This is a genomic window from Mesorhizobium sp. B2-1-3A (genome assembly GCF_006442655.1).
Taxonomy (GTDB): Bacteria; Pseudomonadota; Alphaproteobacteria; order Rhizobiales; family Rhizobiaceae; genus Mesorhizobium.
In genome coordinates this window covers 210,495-234,577 of sequence record NZ_VFWK01000002.1, presented here as the reverse complement: position 1 = coordinate 234,577, position 24,083 = coordinate 210,495, and the positions used below count along the sequence as shown (strand labels likewise).

Sequence of the window (24,083 nt, the reverse complement as noted above, 5' to 3'; positions counted from 1 at the left end):
CTGGCATTTGGCCAAACCGGCTCCTTCAGCCGGCACGCATCGGTTTCAACGCCTCGCTCCAGCGCAACAGCTCGTCCAGCATGGTCCTGGCGCCACCGGCCACCTGGTCGCTGGCGCTGAAGGCACCGTTCTCGTCGAGCAGCTTCTGGTACATCGGCAGCGCGACGCCCTCGGGGATCGGCATGATCCCCACGGCGGCCAACAGAGGCTTCAGCGCCTGCGCCGCGCGCAGCCCGCCGGAGACGCCGCCATAGCTCAAAATGGCGGCGGGCTTGTATTTCCATTCGCGCGCGAGGTAGTCGATCGCGTTGATGATCGCGGGCGCCGCGAAATAATTGTACTCGGGAGCCACGAAGACAAAGGCGTCGGCGGCGTCGATCGCCTTCGACCATGCCTTGGTGTGGTCGTTCTGATAGTTGCCCAGCCTCGGATGATGCGGCTCGTCGAGCACCGGCAGGTGAAATGCGGCGATGTCGGTCAGCACCGGTTCGAATTTCCCGTGCTCGCGCGCGAACGTCTCCAGCCATTCCGCAAAAACAGGACCGGCGCGCCCTGGCCGCGTGCTGCCGATGATGATGTTCAAGTGGTGCTTCAAGACAGGCTCCTTTGTCGGCGGTATCTGTTGGTGACTGTCACTACGGCAGAGCGTCCCGTCGGACAAGCTTGGACGCCAGGCGCAGCGGTCACGATCGGATGAACAGACTGTCTGCTTCGTGCCGCGAATTGCCTGCCGTTCGGTCACATGGACGTCCGGGGTGCCAGCCACTACATTGAACCAGCAGCGGAGCACTTCATGGACACTCAGCCCGCCCCCTTTGTTCCTCCCGCACCGAAGCCGCGCACGTCGCCGCCTTCGACGCTGGAGATGATCCGCATCGTCTACCGCAATCCGCTCGAACTCTGGGGCGAGCCGACCTACAACGAACCCTGGATTTCGGCCAAGGGCGCGGGCGGCCCGCTGGTCATCGCCAACGATCCCGGCCTCATCCGCCATGTCCTGGTCGACAACGCCAAGAACTACAAGATGGCCACGGTGCGCCAGAAGATCCTGCGCCCGATCCTGCGCGATGGCCTGCTGACCGCCGAGGGCGAGGTCTGGAAGCGGTCGCGCAAGGCGATGGCGCCGGTGTTCACGCCGCGCCACATCTTCGGCTTTGCCCAGCCGATGCTGAAACGCACGCTCGAGTTCGTCACCCGCTACGAACAGGGCGGCACATCCGACATCGCCCATGACATGACGCTGCTCACCTACGACATCCTGGCCGAGACGCTGTTCTCCGGTGAGATCGCGGGCGAACCGGGCAGTTTCGCCAACGAGATCGACCGTTTGTTCGAGACCATGGGCCGTGTCGATCCGCTCGACCTGTTGCGCGCGCCCGACTGGCTGCCGCGGCTCACCCGCATCCGCGGCCGCAAGACCATGGCCTATTTCCGCAAGATCGTGACCGATACCGTCAAGATGCGCGAAGAGAGATTCAGGCGTGATCCCGATGCCGTACCACAGGATTTCCTGACGCTGCTGCTCAAGGCCGAAGGCCCGGAGGGGCTGACGCGTCCGGAAGTCGAGGACAACATCATCACCTTCATCGGCGCCGGCCATGAGACGACGGCGCGTGCGCTTGGCTGGACGCTCTATTGCCTCGCCGAATCGCCATGGGAGCGCAACCGGGTCGAGCAGGAAATCGACCAGGTGCTGGCGCGCGAACCCGACCCGACGAAGTGGCTCGACGCCATGCCGTTGACCCGTGCCGCCTTCGACGAGGCGCTCCGGCTCTATCCGCCGGCGCCGTCGATCAACCGCGAGCCGATCGTGCCCGAGATGTGGAAAGATCTTTATATCCCCAAGCACGCGGCCGTGCTGGTGATGCCGTGGGTCGTCCATCGCCACCGGAAGCTGTGGGACCGGCCAGATGCCTTCCTGCCCGAGCGCTTCCACCCGGGGAACCGTGAAAAGATCGACCGTTTCCAGTATCTGCCGTTCGGAGCCGGCCCGCGCGTCTGCATCGGCGCCAGTTTCGCCATGCAGGAGGCGATCATCGCGCTCGCCATCCTTTTGTCGCGCTTCCGCTTCGACACCACGGCCGAAACAAAACCCTGGCCGGTGCAGAAATTGACGACCCAGCCGCAAGGCGGGCTGCCGATGCAGGTCACGCCTCGCTAGAGCAATTCCAGGAAAAGTGTATAACGGTTTTCCGTCCGGAATTGCGTAAAAACAAATAGTTAGAGCGGTTCTACGTTTCCGTGAAACGCTGAACCGCGCTAGGCATGCCGATATTCAGGTGATGCCGGCCTGCGAACGATGGCGGCCCGACCTGAATATCAACACACCTTGGGGTTATGCCGCGGGCTTGCGCTGCTGGAACTGGCCGGCGGCGCGGAAGCGCCAGAGGTAGCTCGGCAGGATCGTCGCGATCGACTGCGGCTGGATGCCAAGCCCGGCAAGTGTCCGGTTGGCCTTGGCGGCGGCGTCCGAAACGATGTTGTGCTCGCGCAGCTGCATCACCTGGTCCTTGGTCAGCAGCGGATTGGGCAACAGGCCGAGGATCGAGGCCTGGATGTTGGCCACCCACCACGGCACCGGGACCAGCAGGCGCTTGCGCTCGATCACCGCGAGCAACTCTTCCATGCACTCCTTGAAGGTGAGCACGTTGGGGCCGCCGAGCTCGTAGATCTGGCCGCCATTGATCTTGCCATCGACCGAGCGTGCCACCGCCTCGGCGACGTCGCCGACATAGACCGGCTGGAACTTGGTCTGGCCGCCGCCGATCAGCGGCAGCACCGGCGAATAGCGCGCCATGTTGGCGAAGCGGTTGAAGAAGCTATCTTCGGGTCCGAAATTGATCGACGGCCGGAAGATCACGGCGTCGTTGATCGTCTCCAGCACCGCCTTCTCGCCAAGCGCCTTGGTGCGCGCGTAACCCGATTCGGAGCCAGCATCGGCGCCAAGCGCCGAAACATGCGTCAGCCCGGCGCCAACGGAGCGCGCGGCCTCGGCGACGGCGCGGGCTCCGAATTCATGCACGGCGGAGAATCTCTGCCGGCCGCTCTCATGCAGGATGGCAACGAGATTGACGACATGGTCGGCCCCTTGCACGGCGCGGTCGACCGACCAGCGCACCCGCACATTCGCCTGCACCGGCTGGATCTGGCCGACATTGCCGAGCGGCTGCAAATGGCCGGCAAGGTCGGGCCGCCGGCAGGCGACCCGGATGCGGTAGCCGCGCTTGGCCAGCGCGCGCACGACATGGCGGCCGACAAAGCCTGACCCGCCAAAGACGACGACGAGCTTTGGGGTCTGCAGGATTTCGGTCATGGCGGGCTCCGGCGCACTTTCCAGATGGCTTGGCTGAAGCCGTTTCATAGTCCGTTTTGCGCCAAAGGCAAAGGGTGACGCGTCGTCGCGTCACCGCTCTCGAAAGCTTGTTAGAATGCCTTGCCGATACGGGCGTCGACCGAGTGGCGGTTGCCGCCGCGAATGACGAAGAAGAGCAGGATCGCCGCCCACAGAAGCGACTTCTCGGCACCGGAAAAGCCCTGGCCCATGGTCACCCAGTGGAACCAGACGGTGACCAGCAGCACGAACAGGCCGGCAAAGGCGGCGGGGCGCGTCAAAAACCCGATGGCGATGAAAATGCCGCCGAAAAATTCCGTGCAGGCCAGAAGCAACGACCAGAAGGCGCCGGGATAGAAGCCGAGGCCTTCGACCATCTCGGCGGCGCCGAACGGATTGGTGATCTTCTGCGAACCGTGGATGGTAAGAAAGATGCCGGCAACGGCGCGCAGCAGGGTTTCGCCGGCATCGTGCAGCGACGAATACAGGCGGCCAAGCGCCGGAATGATCAGCTTGCCGTGGGAAGCGTCGGTGGTTGCGGACATCGTGGCTCCTGTTGTTGTGATGATCCCCTTGCAAACGCCCGATGGTTCCCACCAAGTCAAGTTAACAAAAGTTAACTTTCACAATCATGTTTATGTGCGCAAAATGAAACGCAGAAAACCCCGCCGAAGCGGGGTTTTCCGGGTGAAGCTCATGTCGAAACCAGGGTCCAACGAGACGGCCTGACCTGAGACGGTATCAGCTTGGCGTGAAGCAAGCACGCGCGCCCCAGCCCTGGACGCATCCGACAGAAGACACCGACCGGGCACCCCAACCCGGACAGTCATGGGTCGCCGCGACGCGCGCAAAGGTTCACCAAGGCGCGGAAAAAATCGTCGATTTCTTCAGGCCGAATAACGTTCGGCGAATTCCGAAATCCGCTGCACCACCGCCTTGGGCGCGGTGATGCCGCGCGCCTGCGCCTTCTCGGCCGCCTCGGCCCGGGCGCGGCCCGGCACATGCACGCCAAAGCGGCGGCGCAGGCGGTCAAGCTGGTCCTTCATGCGCTGCTCGAAATCCGGGTCAAGCAGCTTGGGCTCGATGGCCAGCACGAACAGGCCGGTTCCGGGGCTGTCCGGCCCACCGGTGAACCATGGCGCGTCGAGCGACCAGTTGGCCCCGGAAATGCCCGCCGCCAGCACTTCGACCATCAGCGCGATGTTGGCCCCGCGCTGGCCGCCAAAGGCAAGCATGGCGCCCTTCATGGCCGCTGCCGGATCGGTGGTCGGGTTGCCGCTGGCGTCCAGCGCCCAGCCTTCGGGAATTTTCTTGCCGTCCTCGGCCGCCTTGCGGATGTTGACGAAGGCGGTGGCGCTCGAGGACTGATCGATGACAAGCGGCGCGCCGTCGGCGGCCGGCGCGGCAAACGACATCGGGTTGGTGCAATAGACCGGCTTGACCGAGCCCGAGCCGGCGAGAATGGCCGGGCCGTTGGTGGCGGCGAACGATACCAGTCCCTGTGCAGCCAGCCTTCCGGTGAAATAGCCAAGCGCGCCGCATGTATAGGCGTTCTTCTGCGAGAAGATGGCAACGCCGAACAGTCTTGCCGCCTTGGCGAGATCGTCGATCGTCCGGTCGAAGCCGGTATGCGCCAGCCCGCCGCGTGCGTCGGAGAGATAGACGGCCAGCGCCGGCCTGGTGATCACCGGATCGGCATTGCCGTCGATGCGGCCGGCCTCGAGGGCCTCGAGATAGTCGATGAAATGCGAAAGCCCGACGGCCGAAAGCCCTTCCGCCTCGGCTGCGATGATCGAGGCCGTGAGCGATTGCGCGGCTTCTTCATTTGCGCCGGCACCGAGTGCCGCCATCCGGCACAGTCCTCTTGCCTGGTCGAGACTGAGTTGCATTATGGCCGTCCTGGGGTCGCGAGAACTGGTTGAGTTGGTCGGGTCCGTGCGTAGCAGCAGATGAGCCGGCGTTGGTGTTGAAAATCGTCCGCAACTGCAAGAAAAGCGGCGGATATCTCCATCGTGCCGTGTGCGATCGGTGCGCCTCTAGCCGACCTTGACCGGTATCCGCGCTTCGATCCGGCTGAAGGCCAGGACGAGAATGCCGGTGATCGCCATATAGATCAACGCCAGCAGCAGCAAGGGCTCGTAGGTGAGGTAGGTATCCTGTCGCACCTTGGACGAGACGGCGAAGATATCGATCACGCTAATCGTCGCCACCAGCGGCGTCGACTTCAACTGCAGCACGGTCTCACCGGTCAAAGTCGGCAGTGCCCGGTAGAAGGCCTGTGGCAGCCAGATGCGCTGGAAGATCTTCCAGCGGCTCATGCCGAAGGCGCGGGCGGCTTCCAGCTGTCCCTTGGGCACACCGGCAAAGGCGCCGCGCATCACCTCGCCCTCGTAACCGGCGAAGGACAGGGTCAGCGCCAGCACGCCATATGGCCAGGCCTGTCTGAGATAGGGCCACATCCAGGATTCGCGGATCCATGGATATTGCGGGAACAGCGAACCCAGCCCGTAATAGAGCAGCCACAGTTGCAAAAGCAGCGGTGTGCCGCGGATGATGGTGCAGAAAACCTTCGCCGGCGCCGCAACCCAGATTGAACCGGCGGCCTGCGCCAGCCCGACCGGCACGGCGATCAGGAAGCCGAGCGCGCAGGTGACGGCCAGGATCCACAGGGAGCGCCAGATGCCCATCAGGCCCAGTGCCCAATATTGCGGCAGCCAGTCCCAGCGCATGAAAACGGCGGCTGACAGCACCAGCCCCAGAGCAATCACGATGAGGACGATGCGATGCGGCTGCAGCCATAGCGAGGCGCGCGCCGCCGTGTTGATGATGGCAGCCTCGCCCACCATCAGCGTGCATCCTTGATCGAAGGCATGCCGCGTCGCGCCCATTTCTCGGCGCGGCTGAGCAGGAGGTTGGAAAACAGCGTTACCGCGAGATAGAGCACGCCGGCGGCGAGATAGAATATCAGATAGGCCTTGGTCACGCCTGCCGCCTGCCGTGTCGCAAGCGTCAGTTCGAAGAAGCCGACGACGGCCAGCAGCGCGGTGTCCTTGGTCGCGATCAGCCACAGATTGGCCAGACCCGGAATGGCAAAGGGCAGCATCGCCGGCAGCGTGATGCGCCGCAGGAGAAGGCCGGGAGACATGCCGTAGGCGCGGGCAGCTTCGATCTGGCCTTGCGGGATGGCGAGGATCGCGCCGCGCATGACTTCCGTCGAGTAGGCGCCCTGGACGAAGCCAAGCACGGCTATGCCGGCCACCAGCCCGTTGATATCGACCCGCTGGTAGCCGATCGCGGTGAGCACCTGGTTTATCAGGTCGGTGCCGGCGTAGTAGAGCAACAGGATCAGCACCAGTTCTGGCACGGCGCGCACCACGGTGGTGTAGACCGCAAGCAGGTCGCGCACGACAGGCCCGCCATAGAGCTTGCCATAGGCACCGCAGGTTCCGATGAACAGGCCGACGATCGTGGCGCCGACGGCGATCTCGATCGAATGCAGCAGCCCGAGCATGAGTGTCCCGCCCCAGCCGACCGGCGCGGGCGAGAGGAGTTCGATGATGCCGGCCGCCGAGGCCTGAAGAAACGCGTCGATCAGCTTCGCCCCCGGATTGCTGGCGCTATCCGCCGACGTCAGTGGCCGACGGCAAGCACGCGTGGGAAGGGTCGGCCGGAGAGCATGACCCTGGCGTCATGCCCTCCGGCCAGTGCGAGGGGCGTCAGTTCGACTGCGTCGAGCCGCCGTAAATGTCGAAATCGAAGTACTTCTTCGAGATTTCGTCATACTTGCCGTTGGCGCGGATCGCCTTGATGCCGGCGTTGATCTTTTCCTTCAGGGCGGTGTCTTCCTTGCGCACGCCGGCGCCGACGCCCGGTCCGAGCACTTCGTCGTCCGGAGCCACCATGCCCTTCAGGTCGCAGCAGGCCTTGCCCTGGTCGGACTTGAGGAATTCGCCAAGAGCGATGGAGTCTGCCTGCACCGCATCGAGGCGGCCGGCGGCGAGATCCTGGTTGGCTTCGTCCTGGGTCTGGTATTCCTTGATTTCGGAGGCCGTGGCGCCGAAGTGCTTCTTGGCGTAAACGGCGTGCACGGTCGATACCTGGACGCCGACGACCTTGCCCTTGAGGTCATCCGGCGTCGAGCCGAACTTCTGGTCCTTCGGTCCGATGATCGCCGTCGGCGTGTTGTAATACTTGTCCGAGAAGTCGATCGTCTTCTTGCGTTCGTCGGTGATCGACATCGACGAGACGATGAGATCGATCTTCTTGGTGGTCAGCGCCGGAATGATGCCGTCCCAGGCAACGGGCGTGATGACGCAGTCGAGTTTCTCCTCGGCGCAGACGGCGTCGATGAAGTCGATCTCCCAGCCGACCCATTTGCCCGAAGCATCCGGCGAGGTGAAGGGCGGATAGGGCTCGGCGGCGACGCCGATCTTGACCGGGTCGGCCTTGGCCACGCCCATGGCGGCGACGCCGAGCAGCAGTGCCGCGGCGAATGTCTTCAGAACAGTCTTCATTTCGTGACTCCCAGTTTGTTGTTGGTTCCCGGTTTTCTTCCGTCCCGGCCTGTCCCTAGCCGATGTTGCGGATGAACTGCTTGAGCCTTTCGGATTTCGGCGCGCCGAAGATCTGTTCCGGCGGGCCTTCTTCCTCGACCAGCCCGTTGTAGAGATAGACGACATGGGTCGCGACCTCGCGGGCGAATTTCATCTCGTGGGTGACCAGCACCATGGTGCGGCCTTCGCGCGCCAGGTCGCCGATCACCTTCAGCACCTCGCCGACCAGTTCGGGGTCGAGCGCCGAGGTCGGCTCGTCGAACAGCATGACGCGCGGATTGATGGCCAAGGCGCGCGCGATAGCGGCGCGCTGCTGCTGGCCGCCCGACAGATAGGCGGGATAGACGTCGCGCTTTTCGGCAAGTCCGACGCGCGCCAGCAGCTTTTCGGCCTGGGCGATCGCCTCGTCGCGCCTGACGCCCAGCACATGCACCGGAACCTCGATGACGTTTTCGATCAGCGTCATGTGGCTCCACAGATTGAAATTCTGGAATACCATGCCGAGCTTGGAGCGGATGCGCTCGATCTGCTTGCGGTCGGCCGGAACGGTGTGGCCGTGGCTGTCCGCCTTCAGCTTGATCTCCTCGCCATTGACGCGGATGATGCCGCTGGTCGGATTTTCGAGGCAGTTGATGCAGCGCAGCAGCGTCGATTTGCCCGAGCCTGAGCCACCGATGATGGCGATCACCTCACCATCGCGCGCCGAGAGCGACACGCCCTTCAGCACATGCAATTCGCCGAATTTCTTGTGCAGGTTTTCGACATGGATGGCTTCGGCGGCGCCGTCCTGCGCCGTTTGTTCGAGGACGGATGCGGCGCCCTGCGCCATCATCCCTTCGACGCTCCGCGGAGCGGTCGAGCCCATCGCTGCTGGATTGTTTTACCCATTACCCATCACTGGACAGAGTTCCCATTCTCAAGATGGACCGTTCCGCTTGCCTCCGTCAACCATGGTTTTTGGACCATTGATCACGGCTTGCTGTAGTGGTTAGTGGCGGAAGGGATGTTTCGGGAGAATTTAGTGGGCAAAACATACGGTTCGCAGTCCATGGCAGGACCGCTCAAACGCGTGCTGATGCGGTCCGCGTCGAGTGCCATGCGCCACGCGAAGGCGCGGGAATGGCACTATGGCCCGGGCTTTGACCCGCAAAAAGCCGCCGCCCAGCATGAGCGGCTGACGCAGTTGGTCGCGGCTTCAGGTGCCGAGATCGAATGGCTGACGGACGCCGATGACGGGCTGGCCGATTCCGTCTTCACCCACGACCCTTCGCTGATGACCGATCACGGCGCCATCATCCTGTCCATGGGCAAGGCCCTGCGCCGGCCGGAGCCCGACCTGCACGAGGCCGCCTACACCAGCATGGACATTCCGATCCTCGGCCGCATCGAGCATCCCGGCCAGGTGGAAGGCGGCGACTGCGTATGGGTCGATGCCGGCACGCTGGCCATCGGCCGCGGCGTACGCACCAACCAGGACGGCATCCAGCAGCTCGCCAACCTGCTCTCGCCCAAGGGCATACAGGTCTATGGCTTCGATCTGCCGCTGTGGCACGGCGAAGAGGCCTGCCTGCATCTGATGTCGGTGATCAGCCCGCTCGCCGACGATCTGGCTTTGGTCTATTCGCCGCTCCTGCCGGCGGCTTTCTACCAGATGCTGCGGGCACGCGGCATCAAGCTGGTCGAGGGCGATGCCGATGAATTCATGGCTTCCAGCGGGCTCAGCCTCAACGTGCTGCCGACCGCGCCGCATCAGGTGATCGCCGTCGCAGGTTTTCCCAAGACGGCGGCGGCCATGGAGGCGGCCGGCTGCACGGTTTCCACCTTCGAGGCGGATGCGCTGTGTATCGCTTGCGAGGGCGGCCCGACCTGCCTGACACGTCCGGTGCTGCGCCAATGACGACAGCTGTGACGACCATTGGGCCGACCATCGGCGAGGCCCTCATCACGCTGCTCGAAGCCCACGGCGTCGACACCGTCTTCGGCATTCCGGGTGTCCACACGGTGGAGCTCTACCGTGGCCTGGCGCGTTCGAAAATCCGCCATGTCACGCCGCGCCACGAACAGGGCGCCGGCTTCATGGCCGACGGCTATGCCCGCGCCAGCGGCAGGCCGGGTGTCGCCTTCGTCATCACCGGACCGGGGCTGACCAATACCATTACCGCCATGGGCCAGGCGCGCGCCGATTCGGTGCCGATGCTGGTCATCTCGGGTGTCAACGCCACGCCGACACTGGGCAAGGGGCTTGGCTTCCTGCATGAACTGCCGGATCAGCGCGGCATGATGGAAAAGGTGGCGCTGTTGTCGCAGCGTGTCACCGAGGCCAGCGAATTGCCCGGGGCGTTGGCACGGGCCTTCGCCCTGTTTTCGTCCTCGCGGCCGGGTCCGGTGCATATCGAGATCCCGACCGATGTCATGGTCAAGCCGGCCGACGATATCGCGGCGCTGCTGAGCAATGCGGCACCGCCGGCGCCGGACGGCGCGGCAATTGCCGGTGCAGCCAAAATCATCGCGGCCGCGCGCCGGCCGCTGATCCTGGCCGGCGGCGGCGCCAAGGGTGCCGAAGCGCCATTGCGGCGCCTGGCCGAGAAACTGGGTGCGCCGGTCGTCGAGACCACCAATGCGCGGGGTCTGCTGCACCGCCACCCGCTCTGCGTGCCGGCAAGCCCCAGCCTGAAGGCGGTCCGCGCGCTGATGGCCGAGGCCGATCTGGTGATTGCCGCCGGCACCGAATTCGGTCCGACCGATTATGACGGCTACGGCGATGGCGGCTTCGTTCTGCCTTCCAACCTGATCCGCATCGACATCGGCGCCGACCAGCTCGCGCGCCGGCCGGTGACGATCGGCATCCAGGCCGACTGCGCCGAGGCGATCGAGGCCTTGCTCGCCGCGACCGGCTCCGCTCATCCTGCGGCGCCAGACGGCGAGGCACGCGCCGCCGCGGCGCGGAAGGCGGCGTTCGCCGAGCTGAGCCCTGCCTATGTGGCGCAGGTGCACGCGGTGGAAATGATCCGCGATGCCTTGCCGGGCGCCATTGTTGTCGGCGATTCGACGCAGCCGGTCTATGCCGCCAACCTCTATTACGACCACGACCGGCCAGGCGGCTGGTTCAACGCCGCCACCGGCTTCGGCGCGCTTGGTTACGGCCCACCGGCGGCGATCGGCGCGGCACTTGCCGTGCCCGACGCGCCGGTTGTCTGCCTGACCGGAGACGGCGGTTTCCAGTTCACGCTGCCCGAACTCGGCGCGGCGCTCGATGCCCAGGCACCGGTCATCTTCGTGGTCTGGAACAACAGGGGCTATCGCGAGATCGAGACCTCCATGCTTGATGTCGGTGTGGAACCTGTCGGGGTGTCGCCGGCGCCGCCGGATTTCTGCAAGCTGGCCGAAGCCTATGGCATCGGTGCCGAGCGGCTGGCCGATATCGGCGCCTTGCCGCAGGCGTTGAGGCAGGCCCGGGCGACCGGGTTGCCGCGTGTCATCGAAATCACGGTCGATTGAGCGCCAAGGCCGGCGTTGATTTTTCAACCTGTATCGGCCATTCGCCGGCTTGCCTGTCGCACGGCGCGAGCCGCAGGGCTGACGAAATCGCGAGGGCCAGCGAGCTGACGCATGCAAAGACGCTACAACTGCCATGTCGAGATATCAGTTGAGTGATCGCCCGAAAGGCGCGACGCTTCGCGTCGGCGCGGCGCAACAAGCGAAATAATCATAAGAATACGACAGGAGCGATCCAGGATGACGGAAACACTTCAAGGCAGGCATATCGTCGTGACCGGCGGAACCGGTGCGCTCGGCGGCGCTGTGGTTGGTCGGTTGCTGGAGCAGGGCGCAATCTGCCATGTGCCGAACGCACATGCCGCGGCACCCCAGCATTTTCCTTTCGCCGCGCACGAGAGCGTCAAGCTGGCGCACAATGTCGACCTGTCGGACTCCGCCAAGGTTGAAGGCTTCTACGCCCAGGTTCCCGCCTTGTGGGGATCGATCCATCTCGCCGGCGGCTTCGCCATGGCGCCGGTGGAAAAGATCGAGTCGGCGTCCTTTGCCGAGATGATGGACACCAACGCCCGCACCACCTTCCTGTGCAGCCGCGCGGCTATTCGTTCGATGCTGGCTTCGGGCACATCAGGCCGCATCGTCAATGTCACCGCGCGCGCCGGGCTTGACCCCAGGCGCGGCGCCGGCATGGTCGCCTACACGGCCAGCAAGGCGGCGGTCGCGGCCATGACGGTGGCGATGGCCGAAGAGCTCAAGGCCAAGGGTATCCTGGTCAATGCCGTGGCGCCGTCGACGCTCGACACGCCGGCAAACCGCGCCGACATGCCGGATGCCGATTTCACCAAATGGGTCAGCCTCGAAGCGGCTGCCGAAGCCATCGCCTATCTCGCCTCGCCCGCCAACCAGGCGATGAGCGGAACGCTGGTGCCGCTCTACGGCCGGGCGTAGCTCCGCAAACGAACGACCTGGCTTTCGCCAAAGAAAAACCCCGCCGGATCGCTCCGGCGGGGTTTTGTTTTGGGAGTGGAGGAAGAGGCTTAGTTGCCCTGCTTCTTCAGCGCGGCACCCAGGATATCGCCCAGCGAAGCGCCGGAGTCGGTCGAGCCGTATTGGGCGACCGCTTCCTTCTCTTCGGCGATTTCCAGCGCCTTGATCGAGACCTGCAGCTTGCGGGTCTTCTTGTCGAAGGCGATGACGCGTGCATCGACCTTCTGGCCGACGGTGAAGCGCTCGGGGCGCTGCTCGTCGCGGTCGCGGCTCAGGTCCGAGCGCTTGATGAAGGTCTCGATGCCGCTGTCGACCAGCCGCACTTCCAGACCGCCATCCTTGACGCCGATGACCTCACAGGTGACGACGGCGTTCTTGCGCAGTTCGCCTGAAGTCGCCGCTTCGCCGACCGAGTCGCGGGCCAGCTGCTTGATGCCGAGCGAGATGCGCTCCTTCTCGATGTCGACGTCGAGCACCTGCGCCTTGACGATGTCGCCGCGATTGTACTCTTCGATGACCTGCTCGCCCGGACGGGTCCAGTCGAGGTCGGAGAGGTGCACCATGCCGTCCACGTCGCCTTCCAGGCCGATGAACAGGCCGAACTCGGTCTTGTTCTTGACCTCGCCCTCGACCTGGCTGCCGACCGGATGGTTGCGCGCGAAGGCTTCCCACGGATTCTCAAGCGTCTGCTTGAGGCCGAGCGAGATGCGGCGCTTGGCCGGATCGACCTCGAGCACCACCACGTCGACTTCCTGGGTCGTCGACAGGATCTTGCCGGGATGCACGTTCTTCTTCGTCCACGACATTTCCGAAACGTGGATGAGGCCTTCGATGCCCGGCTCCAGTTCGACGAACGCGCCGTAGTCGGTGATGTTGGTGACGGTGCCCTTGATCTTCTTGCCGATCGGGAACTTGGTGCCGATCTCGGACCACGGATCGCTCTCGAGCTGCTTCATGCCGAGCGAGATACGGTGGGTTTCCTGGTTGATGCGGATGATCTGCACCTTGACCGTCTGACCGATGTTGAGGATTTCGGTCGGATGGTTGACGCGGCGCCATGCCATGTCAGTGACATGCAGCAGGCCGTCGATGCCGCCGAGGTCGACGAACGCACCGTAATCGGTGATGTTCTTGACGACGCCTTCGACAACCTGGCCTTCTTCGAGGTTCTGCACGATTTCCGAACGCTGTTCGGCGCGGCTCTCCTCGAGCACGGTGCGGCGCGACACCACGATGTTGCCGCGGCGGCGATCCATCTTGAGGATCTCGAAGGGCTGCGGGTTGTGCATCAGCGGGGAGACGTCGCGGATCGGGCGGATATCGACCTGGCTGCGCGGCAGGAAGGCCACGGCGCCGTCGAGGTCGACGGTGAAGCCGCCCTTGACCTGGTTGAAGATGACGCCTTCGACGCGCTCACCCTTGGTGAACTTCTCTTCGAGGCGGACCCAGCTCTCTTCGCGGCGGGCCTTCTCACGCGAAAGCATCGCTTCGCCAAGCGCGTTCTCGATGCGCTCGACATAGACTTCGACGGTGTCACCGACCTTGAGGGTGGTGTCCTTGCCCTTGACGCCGAATTCCTTCAGCGGCACGCGGCCTTCAACCTTGAGGCCGACGTCGATGATGGCCATGTCCTTTTCGATCGCGGTGATCGTGCCCTTGACGACCTGACCTTCGCCGGAGTGGCCGGTGGTGAATGATTCTTCGAGCAGGCTCGCGAAATCGTCGCGAGTGGGATTTGCAGCTGACATTGTTTCTCCTGGAGTGCCCCGCATCTCTGAGCGGGACGGGCGCCGTGGGTTAGCGTTGCGTTGGCCTGCCGGCGTTCCGGGCTTTAAAAAGCCCTGGGCCGCTTTGAAGCGGCAATTCCGGCGCATGAAGAATGCTGGCAGGCTGGTTCGTGCCCGATATGGGTATTTTCTTCGCTTCCGGCAACGGAAACAGCACGAAAACCCGGATCAGGCCTTGTTTCTCCTGGCCAGCACGTCGTCGATAACAGCCATGGCCGCGAGAAACGCGGCTTCTATAGCCATTTCGCTGGTATCAAGCAAGTGCGCGTCGGCGGCCGGCTTCAAGGGCGAGTCGGCACGGCCCATGTCGCGCTCGTCGCGGCGCACGATGTCGGCGAGGATTTCGGCGAAATTGGCGGTGCCGCCGATGCTTTCGATCTCGGCCAGCCGGCGCTTGGCCCGCACTTCGGCGCTCGCCGTCACATAGAGTTTGATGTCGGCGTCGGGGCAGACGACCGTGCCGATGTCGCGCCCGTCCAGCACCGCGCCCGGCGGCGTCTTGGCGAAGGCACGCTGCTTCTCGACGAGGATACGCCGCACCGTCGGGAACACCGCGACCTTCGAGGCCGCCTCGCCGACGGCATGCGCTGACAAGACCGCGCGGTCGAGCTTCGCCAGGTCGACCTGGCGGGCGGCGGTTTCGGCCGCCGAGACATTGTCGAGCGGCAGCGCGTGCTGGATCAGCGCATAGGCCACCGCGCGGTAGGTGAGGCCGGTATCGAGCAGGTTCAGCCGGTAATGGTCCGCGAGACGCCGGGCGAGCGTGCCCTTGCCGGCACCGGCGGGGCCGTCGATGGCGATGGTAAGGCCTGTCGTCATTCGAAACCTCGATGCAAGTGCTTCGCCCCATCGGCGTTCGAAATCAGCCGCTCTGACTTCAGAGGCCTCGAACTGGCTGTCCGAATTGATCTCTGCGAGATCAGGAAAGCTTTCTGTCGAATTACCTGTCCCTCCGACCTCCACATCTTCCGACCCGTCGACGGCGGCGCCCCGAATGGCAAAGCCCACGGAACCATCGCTATAGAACTCTATGGTCCGGTTCTGAAAATTGTCATCGGCAATTTCATACCAGAGGTGGGCAGGTTTCTCCGGAATTTCATGTCTCCAATAAACGTAGACGTATCTCACTCGATCTCCGCGCCCAGCCCCGTCATCAGCCCCATGAACTCCGGGAAACTCGTCGCGATCATCGCCTGATCATCGATGGTCACCGGCTTTTCCGTCGCTAGCCCCATGACCAGAAAGCTCATGGCGATGCGGTGGTCGAGATGGGTTTGCACCGTCGTATCCTGGCCGTTGGGATGCCCGCCCAGGCCCTTGCCGCCCGGCTTGCCGCGCACGGCAAGTGAAGCCTCGCCCTCGGTGCAGTCGACGCCGTTGAGTTTCAGCCCGTTGGCGACGGCCGACAGCCGGTCGGATTCCTTGACCCGCAGTTCTTCCAGGCCCTGCATCAGCGTCTCGCCCTCGGCGAAGCTCGCGGCAACAGCCAATACCGGATATTCGTCGATCATCGATGGTGCCCGCTCCGGGGGCACGGCGACGCCCTTGAGCTCGGAATAGCGCACGCGCAGGTCGGCGACATCCTCGCCGCCGGCATTGCGCGGGTTCAAGATGTCGATCTTGCCGCCCATTTCCTGCAGCGTCAGCAAAAGCCCGGTCCGGGTCGGGTTCATCAGCACGTTTTCAATCACAATGTCCGAACCCGGCACGATCAGCGCCGCGACCAGCGGGAAGCCAGCCGAGGACGGGTCGCCCGGCACCGCGATGGTCTGGCCGGTCAGCTTGCCCTGGCCCTCGATGAAGATGTGGCGCACGCCGCGTTCGTCGGTCTCGACCGACAGGTTGGCGCCGAACCCCTTGAGCATCTTTTCGGTGTGGTCGCGCGTCATCACCGGTTCGATCACCGTGGTGATGCCGGGCGTGTTGAGGCCGGCAAGCAGCACCGCCGACTTCACCTGCGCCGAGGCCATCGGCACGCGGTAGGTGATGGGTGCGGCGTGCTTGGGGCCATGCAGCGTGATCGGCATGCGGTCGCCCGGCGTCGCCTTCAGCACCTGCACGCCCATCTGGCGCAAGGGTTCCAGCACGCGGCCCATCGGCCGGCCCGACAGCGAGGCGTCGCCGATGAAGGTGGTTTCCATGTCGTAGGTGCCGACGAGGCCCATGGTAAGCCGTGAGCCGGTGCCGGCATTGCCGAAGTCGAGCGGGCCTTCCGGCTGCAAGAGCGCGCCGTTGCCGGTGCCGCGGATCACCCACTCGGCGCCGTGCTTCTCGATATGCGCACCCATGGCCTTCATGGCCGCGCCCGTGCGCATCACGTCCTCACCCTCCAGCAGGCCGGTGATGCGGGTTTCGCCGGAGGCGAGGCCGCCGAACATGAAGGAGCGGTGCGAGATCGACTTGTCGCCCGGCACCCGGGCCGTGCCGGAAAGGGCTTGAGATTTGCGGGCGGTGGCCGGCTTGGCAGCGGCGGCGTGAGACATGGAATTTCCCTGGACGGAATGCCGGCGGGCCGGCGCTTTTCATTTGTTGCGGCGGTCTCGTATCACGGCGGGGCGAAATGGTCATCCCCATGGTCGTCACTTGCCGCGAGGCCTTTCAGGACTTGGTTTTGTGACGCCGGCTTTTGGCTTTGACAGCGCCGCAAACAGTGGTTAAGGGGACCACTCTTTTATTCACGAGGCTTGCCGTGGCAAAAACCGAACTTGGCACAAAGCGTATCGATCCCGAAACGGGTCGAAAATTCTACGACCTGAACAAGGACCCGATCGTCTCGCCCTATACCGGCAAGACCTATCCGCGTTCCTATTTCGAGGAGGGCAAGATCGCCGCCATCGAAGAGGAAGAGGAAGTGGCCGAGAAGGAAGTGGACGCCGAGGACGAAGAGGGCGTTGAAGTCGTCTCGCTCGAAGAGGCCGACGAGGACGTCAAGGGTGACGACCTGCCGGATCTCGGCGATGACGAGGACGTTGATCTCGGCGACGACGAGGACGACACCTTCCTTGCCGACGAAGAGGAAGAAGACGACGACGTTGCCGACATGATCGGCGTCGGCGACGACGACGACGAGGTCTGATCGACCCGAGGGACAGGCGTTTGCAGGCTTTCTTGGCCTGTGAACAAAAAGCCGGCATTGAAGGCTTGATATCTGGGAAAGGCGGGGTTAGAAGCCGCCTGCACTAACGGCGCGGTGTTCCAACCCGCGCTGATCTCTTCGCCGGAAACGGCGCCGGTTGACTGCCGGAAGTGGGGCCATAGCTCAGTTGGGAGAGCGCTTGAATGGCATTCAAGAGGTCGTCGGTTCGATTCCGATTGGCTCCACCAAACAGTCTCTCAGCCACCCGCAACCGGTAAATGGATCACACGGTCCCGTCCGCGCTCGCCCCGGGCGATCCGGAAACAAGCTCGGCTCACCATGGTTCGCCGACAATCCGGGGCGATTGCCGGGATAGAGCCGGTTCTCGATGCGGGTCTCACCGCCTCGCCGTCTGTTGCCCATTTCGGCGAGATCGATGACGAGCCTCGCGCCGGGCTCTCCTCGGCGTGCTTCTCGGCTCCGGTCACATTCTCGGCATCGCGGCCGCCGTGCCCATTCGCGCGGCATCCTGAGAGAAATCGCTGCCGTGATACTCCCAATAGGCGAAAAAGCAGGTTCTCGGGCTCACGCAGGAAGATGGAGTAGTTGCGGATGTTGGCGCGGCTGATGACTTTCCAGCATGTCTGGCCAGACGGCGGCGTGAACGCGCTTGTCTTCGGCGATCGCCTAGGCCTTCAGGCCGATGCAAAGTCCCATTTTCCGCATGTGCGGGCCGTCTCCGGTGCGGGTTCAGCCGAGAAGGTCGGCGGCGACTTCGAGCGTGTTGCGGAACGACGTCTCGAGATGGTGCTCCATTGCCTTCGCGGCGCCTTCGGCATCGTGTCGCTTCAGCGCGTCAAGGATGGCCTCGTGCTGCTCGATCGTCTGTTCGCCATAACCGGGCTTGGGAATGGCGAGATAACGGCCACGATCCATCTGCGCCTTGGAAATGTCGACGGCCCGCCAGATCATCGGCAGGCCGCAGATCTCGGCAATGGTACGATGGAAGACGTCGTCGAGCTGGATCGCGGTGGCGTACCGGCCGCGCGATATGGCCAGCCGGTGCGCCGCCATGTTGTCCTCAAGCAGTTCGGCGGCTGCCGGCGTCAGCTTCACGGCCGCACGCCTGGCGCTCTCCATCTCGAGCGCCCGGCGGATCACATAGGCCTCTTCCAGGTCGGCCCGGCTGATCGGCGCGACATAGGTGCCGGTCTGCGCCAGGATCTTGACCAGGCCCTCGTCGCTGATGCGCTTGACCGCTTCCCGAACCGGCGTCCGTGAGACACCGAGTGCCTCCGCGATTGCCACCTCGTTGATCACTTCCCCCGGCTTCATCTGTCCGACGACGATCAGGTTACGGATCTTCTGATAGATCTGATCGCGGAGCGGCAGAGCCCGATTGAGGGTCGTGGGGTCCAGGTCCATGGCAAATCCGTAGCTTCGTTCACCGGAAATGATCAGATTATATTAGAATGTAAATTGGAATGCACCCAATGCGCGTTGGAGCACGGTTCACCCGGGCCGGCCCTTCGGCCGTCTCCGCCCTTATGGTCCGAAGAGAAAAAATCTAATCGTGGGCAACGATTTAGAATAAACTAACTCTACAGAATTTATAGAATAAGCAATCTGCATCGGCGATCTGTTTTCCGGACAGGACCACGCCATGCCAGCCCTTCTGCGCCCGCTTTCAACGCCGTCAGGTATAGCCCGCCGCTGGATCGCGGGAGGCCGGCCGTGACCGGGGACGTTTCCGATCGCAACAAGCTTCTCCGCTTCCCGCCGACGCTTGGCGACAGCCATTATCCCGGCACGACCGAAGGCGGCAGGGCCGTCGATCTCCCCTATCCGATAGAGGTGGCGAAAGCCGCCGACATGCTGCACCATCCGGTGCGATGGAAGGACTCGATCCTCCGAAAATATATCCCTAGTGGCGACAGTCCGCCGCTGCACGCCTGGAGCTGATTTCCCACCGGCGGGCGGACGGTCCGCACAGCAAAACTTCGACCATCAAGAGGCCCACTGCTATGTCAAACCCAACAGTCGTCGGCTTTTCCGGCAACATCACCCGGCCGTCAAAGACGCGCGCCTTCGTCGATCTGGTCACCAAGGACATCGCCGCGCGCCATGGCCTGTCGGCGAGCACCTATGACATAGAGGATGTCGGCCCATCGCTGGGCACGGCAAGGTGGGCGCGCGACCTCGACGGCCAGGCTCAACCGATCCTGGCCCAGATCCTCGCGGCCGATGTGCTGGTGGTCGGTTCGCCGACCTACAAGGGCAGCTACACCGGCCTGTTCAAGCATTTCTTCGACCTGATCGATCCGGCGGCGCTCCGGGGCAAGCCCATCGTGCTGACCGCGACCGGCGGCGGCGAGCGTCATGCCCTGATCGTCGAGCATCAGCTGCGGCCGCTGTTCGGCTTCTTCGAGGCCTTTGCCCTGCCGACCGCCGTCTATGCCACCGACAAGGATTTCACCGACGGCGTGCTGCGCTCCGAGGCCATCCTGAAGCGCGCGGCGCAGGCGGTCGACGAGGTCGGCTTCGTGCTCGCCAACCGCTCGGCCGGCAGGATCGCCGCCGAATAGCAACCGATCGAAACCCGCACGGGCGGCACCCTCGCTTACCTGCAATTTACGACCGCCCGCTAGAAAGTTCCTGTCTGATTCGTCCGGGACAGGAACACCATGAGCAAAGCCCTCACGACCTTCGCACTCGTCGCGGTGCTGACCGCCTTGCTGATGGCGTTGAGCCTGGCGGTGGCGCGGCATGGCTATCCCTATGGCGCGATCGGCGTCAGGCGCCTCGACGGCATTGCCGATGCTGGGACCTTCATTCCGCTGGCTGCCGTCTTTTTCTTCAGCGCGCTGTTGATGATGATCCTGCCGATCAGGGCGGCCAGCATCGTGCTGACCCATGCCGCCGACGCGATCTTCTGGACGGTGATCGTGCTGTTCGCCACCATCGTCGGCGGCCTGCTCGCCCGATGGGCTTTCGGTCAGGGCAACGCTCTCATGGCGTTGCTGAACTGGCGCTTCCTGTTTGCCGTGGCGGTCGTCGGTTGCCACTTCGTCATGAACGAACTGCGCCGCAACGTGCTGTTGCGCAGCCTGTTCTTCGTGATCTTCGCCGCCGCGACGCTGGCCTGCCTGTTCTGGTCGTTCACGCTCTGACCTGGCTATTTGCCGGCCGCGATGTGGCCGGCAGCCTGCGTCACCCACGTCCAGAGATAGGCCGCGAGACCGCGGTCGACATGGATGCGCAGCTTGCTTTCATGGCGATAGACGATGGCGCTGATGCCGGCGAAGGACAGTGCCGCACTGGCGCTTGACGGTCCGGGATCGAGCGTCGTTCCACGGGCGATGAAAGCGTCAAGCGCCGCGCCCTCTGCCTCGAACACCTGTAGCCCGGCGCTGATCTCCGTCACCGCGAACCCTTGGCTGAACCACCCCGTGGCCATGCCGATGGGCGTGGCCGACACGGCAAGCAATCGGTCGCGTGCCAGACGAACCGAATAGCGTGCGCCCTCGGCCAGGCCGAACGCACCGACGGCCGTTCCATCGAAGCCGGATGCCCCGGCCCATGCCGCAAGGTCGCCGCTGACCAGACGTTGGTGCAGCCCGACTACCGCAGCTATCTTGAGCCCCGGCACCTCGATCGTGGCGGTCCGCCAGTCAGGTGCAACCGACCATTTTTCCGCCAGATCACGCATGGAGCCGCTCTCCCGCCGGGTCGAAGGCACAAGGGGCGGCAATCGTCGCCGTCCGAACCTTGCCGAGATGCTGGATTTCGATCGTCTCACCGTGGCGGGCCGCGCCGCGCTCGATCAGGCCAAGCGCGACAGGCCGGCCAAGCGTCGGGCTCTGGTAGCTCGAGGTGACGAAGCCCTGGCTGTGCAGTCTGCCGTCGTTCCGCTTGATGCCGTGGGCGCCAGTTGGTAGCGGCGCTTCGCCAGACGGCACTGTCAGTCCGACAAGCTGCAGGCGGTTGCCGCGCGAGGCCTCCTCGGTGAACAGCGAACGGCGGCCGACATATTCGGTCTGTCGTTTGGTGCGGGGCGCTTCGCTGCCGAGGTCGTGCGGCAGCGTGGTGCCGTCGGTATCCTTGCCGATGACGATAAAACCTTTCTCGGCGCGCAGGATCATCAGCGCCTCGAGGCCGATGATAACGGCGTCGAACGCCTGGCCGGCCTGGCGCAGATGCGCCCATAGCGGCTCGGCGCGATCGGCTCGGATCGAAATCTCGTAGCTCCTGTCGCCGGTGAAGCTGACGCGGGCGACGCGGACCTCGTCACCGTCATAGCTGCCATGGCCGATCGCCATATGCGGCAGGTCGGCCTCGTCGAGCGAGAGGCCGAGATCGAGTGTCTGGAGCAGCTTGCGGGCGTTCGGCCCCGAAACGGTCAGCGTCGCCATGTCCGATGTGGCGTTGTGGATATAGACCGCGTCGCGGCCAAATCGATCCTGGCGCCATTCTTCCAGCCGCGCATGAACGGCGGCGACATGCGAGGATGAACACGACACGACGAAGCGATGCTCGTCCAGCCGAACCAGCACGCCGTCATCGAAGACCACGCCGTTCTCCGACAGCATGAAGCCGTAGCGGCAGCGGCCCGGCTTCAGCGTCGACATGGTGTTGTAGTAGAGGAAATCGACGAATTCGGCCGCCCTCGGGCCGATCACCTCGATCTTGCCCAGCGTCGAACCGTCGAACAGCGCGACCGACTGGCGCGCGCGCAACGCCTCGCCCTGGATGGCGCGATCCGCGTCAGCGCCGCGACCGCCATAATGGGCCGGCCGCAGCCAGCCGCCATATTCCTGGAAGACGGCGCCGCTGGCGCGATGCATAGTCTCCAGCGGCAGCCTGCGCACCGGTGCCATCAGCTCGCCGACGCGCGCGCCGGCAAAGCTTGCCAGTGGCACCGGCGTGAAGGGCGGACGGTAGGTGGTGGTGCCGACTTCCGGCACCGTGCGGCCGGTGATGCCGGCCATCAGCGCCAGGCCGGGTAGATTGGAGGTCTTGCCCTGGTCGGTTGCCATGCCGAGCGTGGTGTAGCGCTTCAGGTGCTCGACCGAGACGAAGTTTTCGCGCGCCGCCAGTTCGACGTCCTTTACCGTCACGTCGTTCTGGTAGTCGATCCAGATGCGCCCTTTCGAACCGGGCACCGGCCAGGCCGCCGCTACGCCGCCCGTTGCTTCCGGTCCCGTGCTGCGCGGCACGGCTGCCTTCGTCTGGCCGAGCAAGCCAACAGCTTTCTCCGAGCCGGCGAACACCTCCGACAAGGAGACCGCGCCAGCCGCGGCGCCGACGGCGGAAATGCCGTCGACCGGATCGCCTGGCAGGAAGGCGGCGCGTGCGTCGCTCCAGGCCAGCTTGCCCTTGGCCTGGCCGAAGAGATGAATGGTCGGTGTCCAGCCGCCCGAGACCAGCACGCAATCGGCATCGAGCCTGGTGCCGTCATCCAGCGTCACGCCCTCGACCCGCAGTCTGCCCCTGGCGGAAGCAAGCGCCCTCCCTTTGACCAGCCGCACCTTGGCCGGTGCGTCCGGCATGCCGTCGCGCCTGATGTCGAGGAGCGTGACTTCGGCGCCGGCCTCGGCCAGCGCGCGAGCGACCTCGTAAGCACTGTCATTGTTGGTGGCGACGACGATGCGCCGCCCAACCAGCACCGCATGGCGCCTGAGATAGGCAAGTGCCGCGTCCGCCGACAGGATGCCCGGAAGGTCGTTGTTGGCAAAGGGCAGCGGCCGTTCGATGGCGCCGGTCGCCAGCACGATCTGGCGCGGCCGAACCCGCCACAGCGTGTCGCGCCGGCCATCGAAATGACGCTGGTTCAACCCCACCAGATTGTGGTCGTAAATGCCGAAGGCGGTGGTCGCTGTCAGGATCAGGTGACCGCCCGTACCAAGTTCCGCAACCGTCTCCTCGACCCACACGGAAGCTGGCTTGCCGTCGATCTCGCCGGCGCGGTGGCCAAGGGATCCACCTGGCCTCTGCTGGTCGTCGACCAGCGTGACGGAGAGGCCGGCGCCTGCCGCCAGCCTGGCCGCCGCCAATCCGGCTGGTCCCGCGCCGACAACCAGCACGTCGCAATGATGGTTGATCTGGTCAGCCGTGCCCGGCGATGTCCAGTCGGTGTCGGCCTTGCCCAGTCCGGCCATGGCGCGGATGCGCGGCTCGAACATGTGCCAGTCCGGCCACATGAAGGTCTTGTAGTAAAACGCCGCCGGAATGAAGCGCGAGAAGCGGTCGAGGAAGGCGTTGCGGTCGGCCAGCGCGCTGGGCGTCGCGTTGACGCTTTTCGCCACCAGCCCGTCGCGTGCCGGCTCGGTCGTGGCGCGCGTGTTCGGCGTTGCCCGTGGGCCGCCGACATCGACCAGCGCGTTTGGCTCCTCGACGCCGGCGCCCCAGATGCCGCGCGGCCGGTGATATTTGAAGCTGCGGCCAACGACCGCGACATCGCCGGCCAGCAGCGCCGAGGCGATGGTGTCGCCGGCAAAGCCGTCCACGGTTGCGCCATCGAAGCTGAATCGGATCGGGCGCGAGCGGTCGATGGCGCTGCCGCCGGTGGCGAGGCGCGAGGCGGTCACGCCGCGTGCTCCCCGCCAAGGGAGGTCGAGGACAGCACCTTGTGCGTGACGGTGTCACGTTCCATGACGAAGAACTCGCCGCAATTCATGTGCACCCAGATCTCGCGTGCCGCGCCCTTCGGGTTGCCGCGCAGATAGAGGTAATTTGCCCAGTGCTCGATCGGCACGTCGGCGCCATCGGGCCTGACATTGCCGGCATCGCCGCCATAGTGGAATTCGGTCTCGTCGCGCGGGCCGCAGAACGGGCAAGGGAAGAGCTGCATGATT

Annotated in this window: 22 protein-coding genes, 1 tRNA gene and 2 pseudogenes; 9 read left to right on the top strand and 16 right to left on the bottom strand. The window is 64.5% G+C overall.

The features are described 5' to 3' along the window. Positions 1–25 precede the first annotated feature (25 nt). Positions 26–595 carry an NADPH-dependent FMN reductase gene (locus FJ977_RS07670; RefSeq protein ID WP_140770113.1) on the bottom strand — a complete coding sequence of 190 codons (570 nt, stop codon included), beginning with the start codon at positions 593–595 and terminating at the stop codon, positions 26–28. Between the two features lie 198 nt (positions 596–793). On the opposite strand from FJ977_RS07670, the gene FJ977_RS07665 reads away from it, so the two are divergent. Beyond that, on the top strand, positions 794–2,161 hold the full coding sequence (locus FJ977_RS07665) for a cytochrome P450 (protein ID WP_140770111.1): 1,368 nt from the start codon (positions 794–796) through the stop codon (positions 2,159–2,161). A gap of 174 nt (positions 2,162–2,335) precedes the next feature. Here FJ977_RS07665 and FJ977_RS07660 read toward each other — a convergent pair whose 3' ends face one another. The 7 genes from FJ977_RS07660 to FJ977_RS07630 form a co-directional block, all read right to left on the bottom strand. Next, the gene (locus tag FJ977_RS07660) at positions 2,336–3,313 is read right to left on the bottom strand and encodes a complex I NDUFA9 subunit family protein (protein ID WP_140770109.1); all 978 of its coding nucleotides are present in this window, start codon (positions 3,311–3,313) and stop codon (positions 2,336–2,338) included. A gap of 110 nt (positions 3,314–3,423) precedes the next feature. Next, complete coding sequence (locus FJ977_RS07655) at positions 3,424–3,876, bottom strand: DoxX family protein (RefSeq protein ID WP_140770107.1); 453 nt, start codon at positions 3,874–3,876, stop codon at positions 3,424–3,426. Positions 3,877–4,218: 342 nt separating this feature from the next. After that, positions 4,219–5,220 carry an Ldh family oxidoreductase gene (locus tag FJ977_RS07650; RefSeq protein WP_181179702.1) on the bottom strand — a complete coding sequence of 334 codons (1,002 nt, stop codon included), beginning with the start codon at positions 5,218–5,220 and terminating at the stop codon, positions 4,219–4,221. A 147-nt stretch (positions 5,221–5,367) separates the two neighbouring features. Next, a complete protein-coding gene (locus FJ977_RS07645) occupies positions 5,368–6,177 on the bottom strand; it encodes an ABC transporter permease (protein ID WP_140770103.1) in 810 nt (269 codons plus the stop codon). After that, entirely contained in the window at positions 6,177–6,842 is a 666-nt protein-coding gene (locus FJ977_RS07640) for an ABC transporter permease (protein WP_140770101.1), read from the bottom strand. The genes FJ977_RS07645 and FJ977_RS07640 overlap by 1 nt, the downstream gene beginning before the upstream one ends. 205 nt (positions 6,843–7,047) lie before the next feature. Further along, complete coding sequence (locus tag FJ977_RS07635; protein WP_056569263.1) at positions 7,048–7,845, bottom strand: transporter substrate-binding domain-containing protein; 798 nt, start codon at positions 7,843–7,845, stop codon at positions 7,048–7,050. Between the two features lie 55 nt (positions 7,846–7,900). Beyond that, entirely contained in the window at positions 7,901–8,713 is an 813-nt protein-coding gene (locus tag FJ977_RS07630; RefSeq protein WP_140771343.1) for an ABC transporter ATP-binding protein, read from the bottom strand. A 219-nt stretch (positions 8,714–8,932) separates the two neighbouring features. On the opposite strand from FJ977_RS07630, the gene FJ977_RS07625 reads away from it, so the two are divergent. From FJ977_RS07625 to FJ977_RS07615, 3 genes are all read left to right on the top strand, one after another. Continuing rightward, entirely contained in the window at positions 8,933–9,781 is an 849-nt protein-coding gene (locus tag FJ977_RS07625) for an arginine deiminase family protein (protein ID WP_140771341.1), read from the top strand. Next, complete coding sequence (locus FJ977_RS07620; RefSeq protein ID WP_140770099.1) at positions 9,778–11,382, top strand: 5-guanidino-2-oxopentanoate decarboxylase; 1,605 nt, start codon at positions 9,778–9,780, stop codon at positions 11,380–11,382. Before FJ977_RS07625 ends, FJ977_RS07620 begins: the two co-directional genes overlap by 4 nt. Before the next feature lie 237 nt (positions 11,383–11,619). Continuing rightward, complete coding sequence (locus tag FJ977_RS07615; RefSeq protein WP_140770097.1) at positions 11,620–12,327, top strand: SDR family NAD(P)-dependent oxidoreductase; 708 nt, start codon at positions 11,620–11,622, stop codon at positions 12,325–12,327. A gap of 89 nt (positions 12,328–12,416) precedes the next feature. Here the strand turns inward: FJ977_RS07615 and rpsA are convergent, their stop codons facing one another. The 3 genes from rpsA to aroA form a co-directional block, all read right to left on the bottom strand. Beyond that, entirely contained in the window at positions 12,417–14,114 is a 1,698-nt protein-coding gene (gene rpsA / locus FJ977_RS07610) for a 30S ribosomal protein S1 (RefSeq protein WP_140770095.1), read from the bottom strand. A 207-nt stretch (positions 14,115–14,321) separates the two neighbouring features. Then, positions 14,322–14,972: a (d)CMP kinase gene (gene cmk, locus FJ977_RS07605; RefSeq protein WP_140770093.1), complete on the bottom strand. Its 651-nt coding sequence runs from the start codon at positions 14,970–14,972 to the stop codon at positions 14,322–14,324. A 305-nt stretch (positions 14,973–15,277) separates the two neighbouring features. Beyond that, the gene (gene aroA / locus FJ977_RS07600) at positions 15,278–16,636 is read right to left on the bottom strand and encodes a 3-phosphoshikimate 1-carboxyvinyltransferase (protein WP_140770091.1); all 1,359 of its coding nucleotides are present in this window, start codon (positions 16,634–16,636) and stop codon (positions 15,278–15,280) included. Positions 16,637–16,842: 206 nt separating this feature from the next. Between aroA and FJ977_RS07595 the strand changes: the two genes are divergently transcribed. Further along, positions 16,843–17,229 carry a TIGR02300 family protein gene (locus tag FJ977_RS07595; RefSeq protein WP_140770089.1) on the top strand — a complete coding sequence of 129 codons (387 nt, stop codon included), beginning with the start codon at positions 16,843–16,845 and terminating at the stop codon, positions 17,227–17,229. Positions 17,230–17,401: 172 nt separating this feature from the next. Then, positions 17,402–17,477: transfer RNA gene (locus FJ977_RS07590), tRNA-Ala, on the top strand. A 242-nt stretch (positions 17,478–17,719) separates the two neighbouring features. Here the strand turns inward: FJ977_RS07590 and FJ977_RS36225 are convergent. Then, a pseudogene (locus FJ977_RS36225) lies at positions 17,720–17,913 on the bottom strand (L-rhamnose mutarotase); the annotation flags it as partial. Positions 17,914–17,979: 66 nt separating this feature from the next. Beyond that, positions 17,980–18,654 (bottom strand): GntR family transcriptional regulator, encoded by a 675-nt coding sequence (locus FJ977_RS07580; protein ID WP_056569295.1) that lies wholly within the window; start codon positions 18,652–18,654, stop codon positions 17,980–17,982. A gap of 450 nt (positions 18,655–19,104) precedes the next feature. Here FJ977_RS07580 and FJ977_RS36745 point away from each other — a divergent pair. The 3 genes and pseudogenes from FJ977_RS36745 to FJ977_RS07565 all read left to right on the top strand — a co-directional run. After that, positions 19,105–19,191 (top strand): annotated as a pseudogene (locus FJ977_RS36745) (acyl-CoA dehydrogenase); the annotation flags it as partial. Between the two features lie 62 nt (positions 19,192–19,253). Continuing rightward, positions 19,254–19,814 carry an FMN reductase gene (gene msuE, locus FJ977_RS07570; RefSeq protein WP_140770086.1) on the top strand — a complete coding sequence of 187 codons (561 nt, stop codon included), beginning with the start codon at positions 19,254–19,256 and terminating at the stop codon, positions 19,812–19,814. A 99-nt stretch (positions 19,815–19,913) separates the two neighbouring features. Next, positions 19,914–20,399, top strand: coding sequence for a hypothetical protein (locus tag FJ977_RS07565; protein WP_140770084.1), 486 nt, complete (start codon positions 19,914–19,916; stop codon positions 20,397–20,399). A 5-nt stretch (positions 20,400–20,404) separates the two neighbouring features. Here the strand turns inward: FJ977_RS07565 and FJ977_RS07560 are convergent, their stop codons facing one another. The 3 genes from FJ977_RS07560 to FJ977_RS07550 are packed head-to-tail and all read right to left on the bottom strand — an operon-like array spanning position 20,405 to position 24,079. Further along, on the bottom strand, positions 20,405–20,938 hold the full coding sequence (locus FJ977_RS07560; protein WP_140770082.1) for a hypothetical protein: 534 nt from the start codon (positions 20,936–20,938) through the stop codon (positions 20,405–20,407). Further along, the gene (locus tag FJ977_RS07555) at positions 20,931–23,816 is read right to left on the bottom strand and encodes a sarcosine oxidase subunit alpha family protein (protein WP_140770080.1); all 2,886 of its coding nucleotides are present in this window, start codon (positions 23,814–23,816) and stop codon (positions 20,931–20,933) included. Before FJ977_RS07555 ends, FJ977_RS07560 begins: the two co-directional genes overlap by 8 nt. Continuing rightward, on the bottom strand, positions 23,813–24,079 hold the full coding sequence (locus tag FJ977_RS07550; protein ID WP_140770078.1) for a sarcosine oxidase subunit delta: 267 nt from the start codon (positions 24,077–24,079) through the stop codon (positions 23,813–23,815). Before FJ977_RS07550 ends, FJ977_RS07555 begins: the two co-directional genes overlap by 4 nt. Positions 24,080–24,083 lie beyond the last annotated feature (4 nt).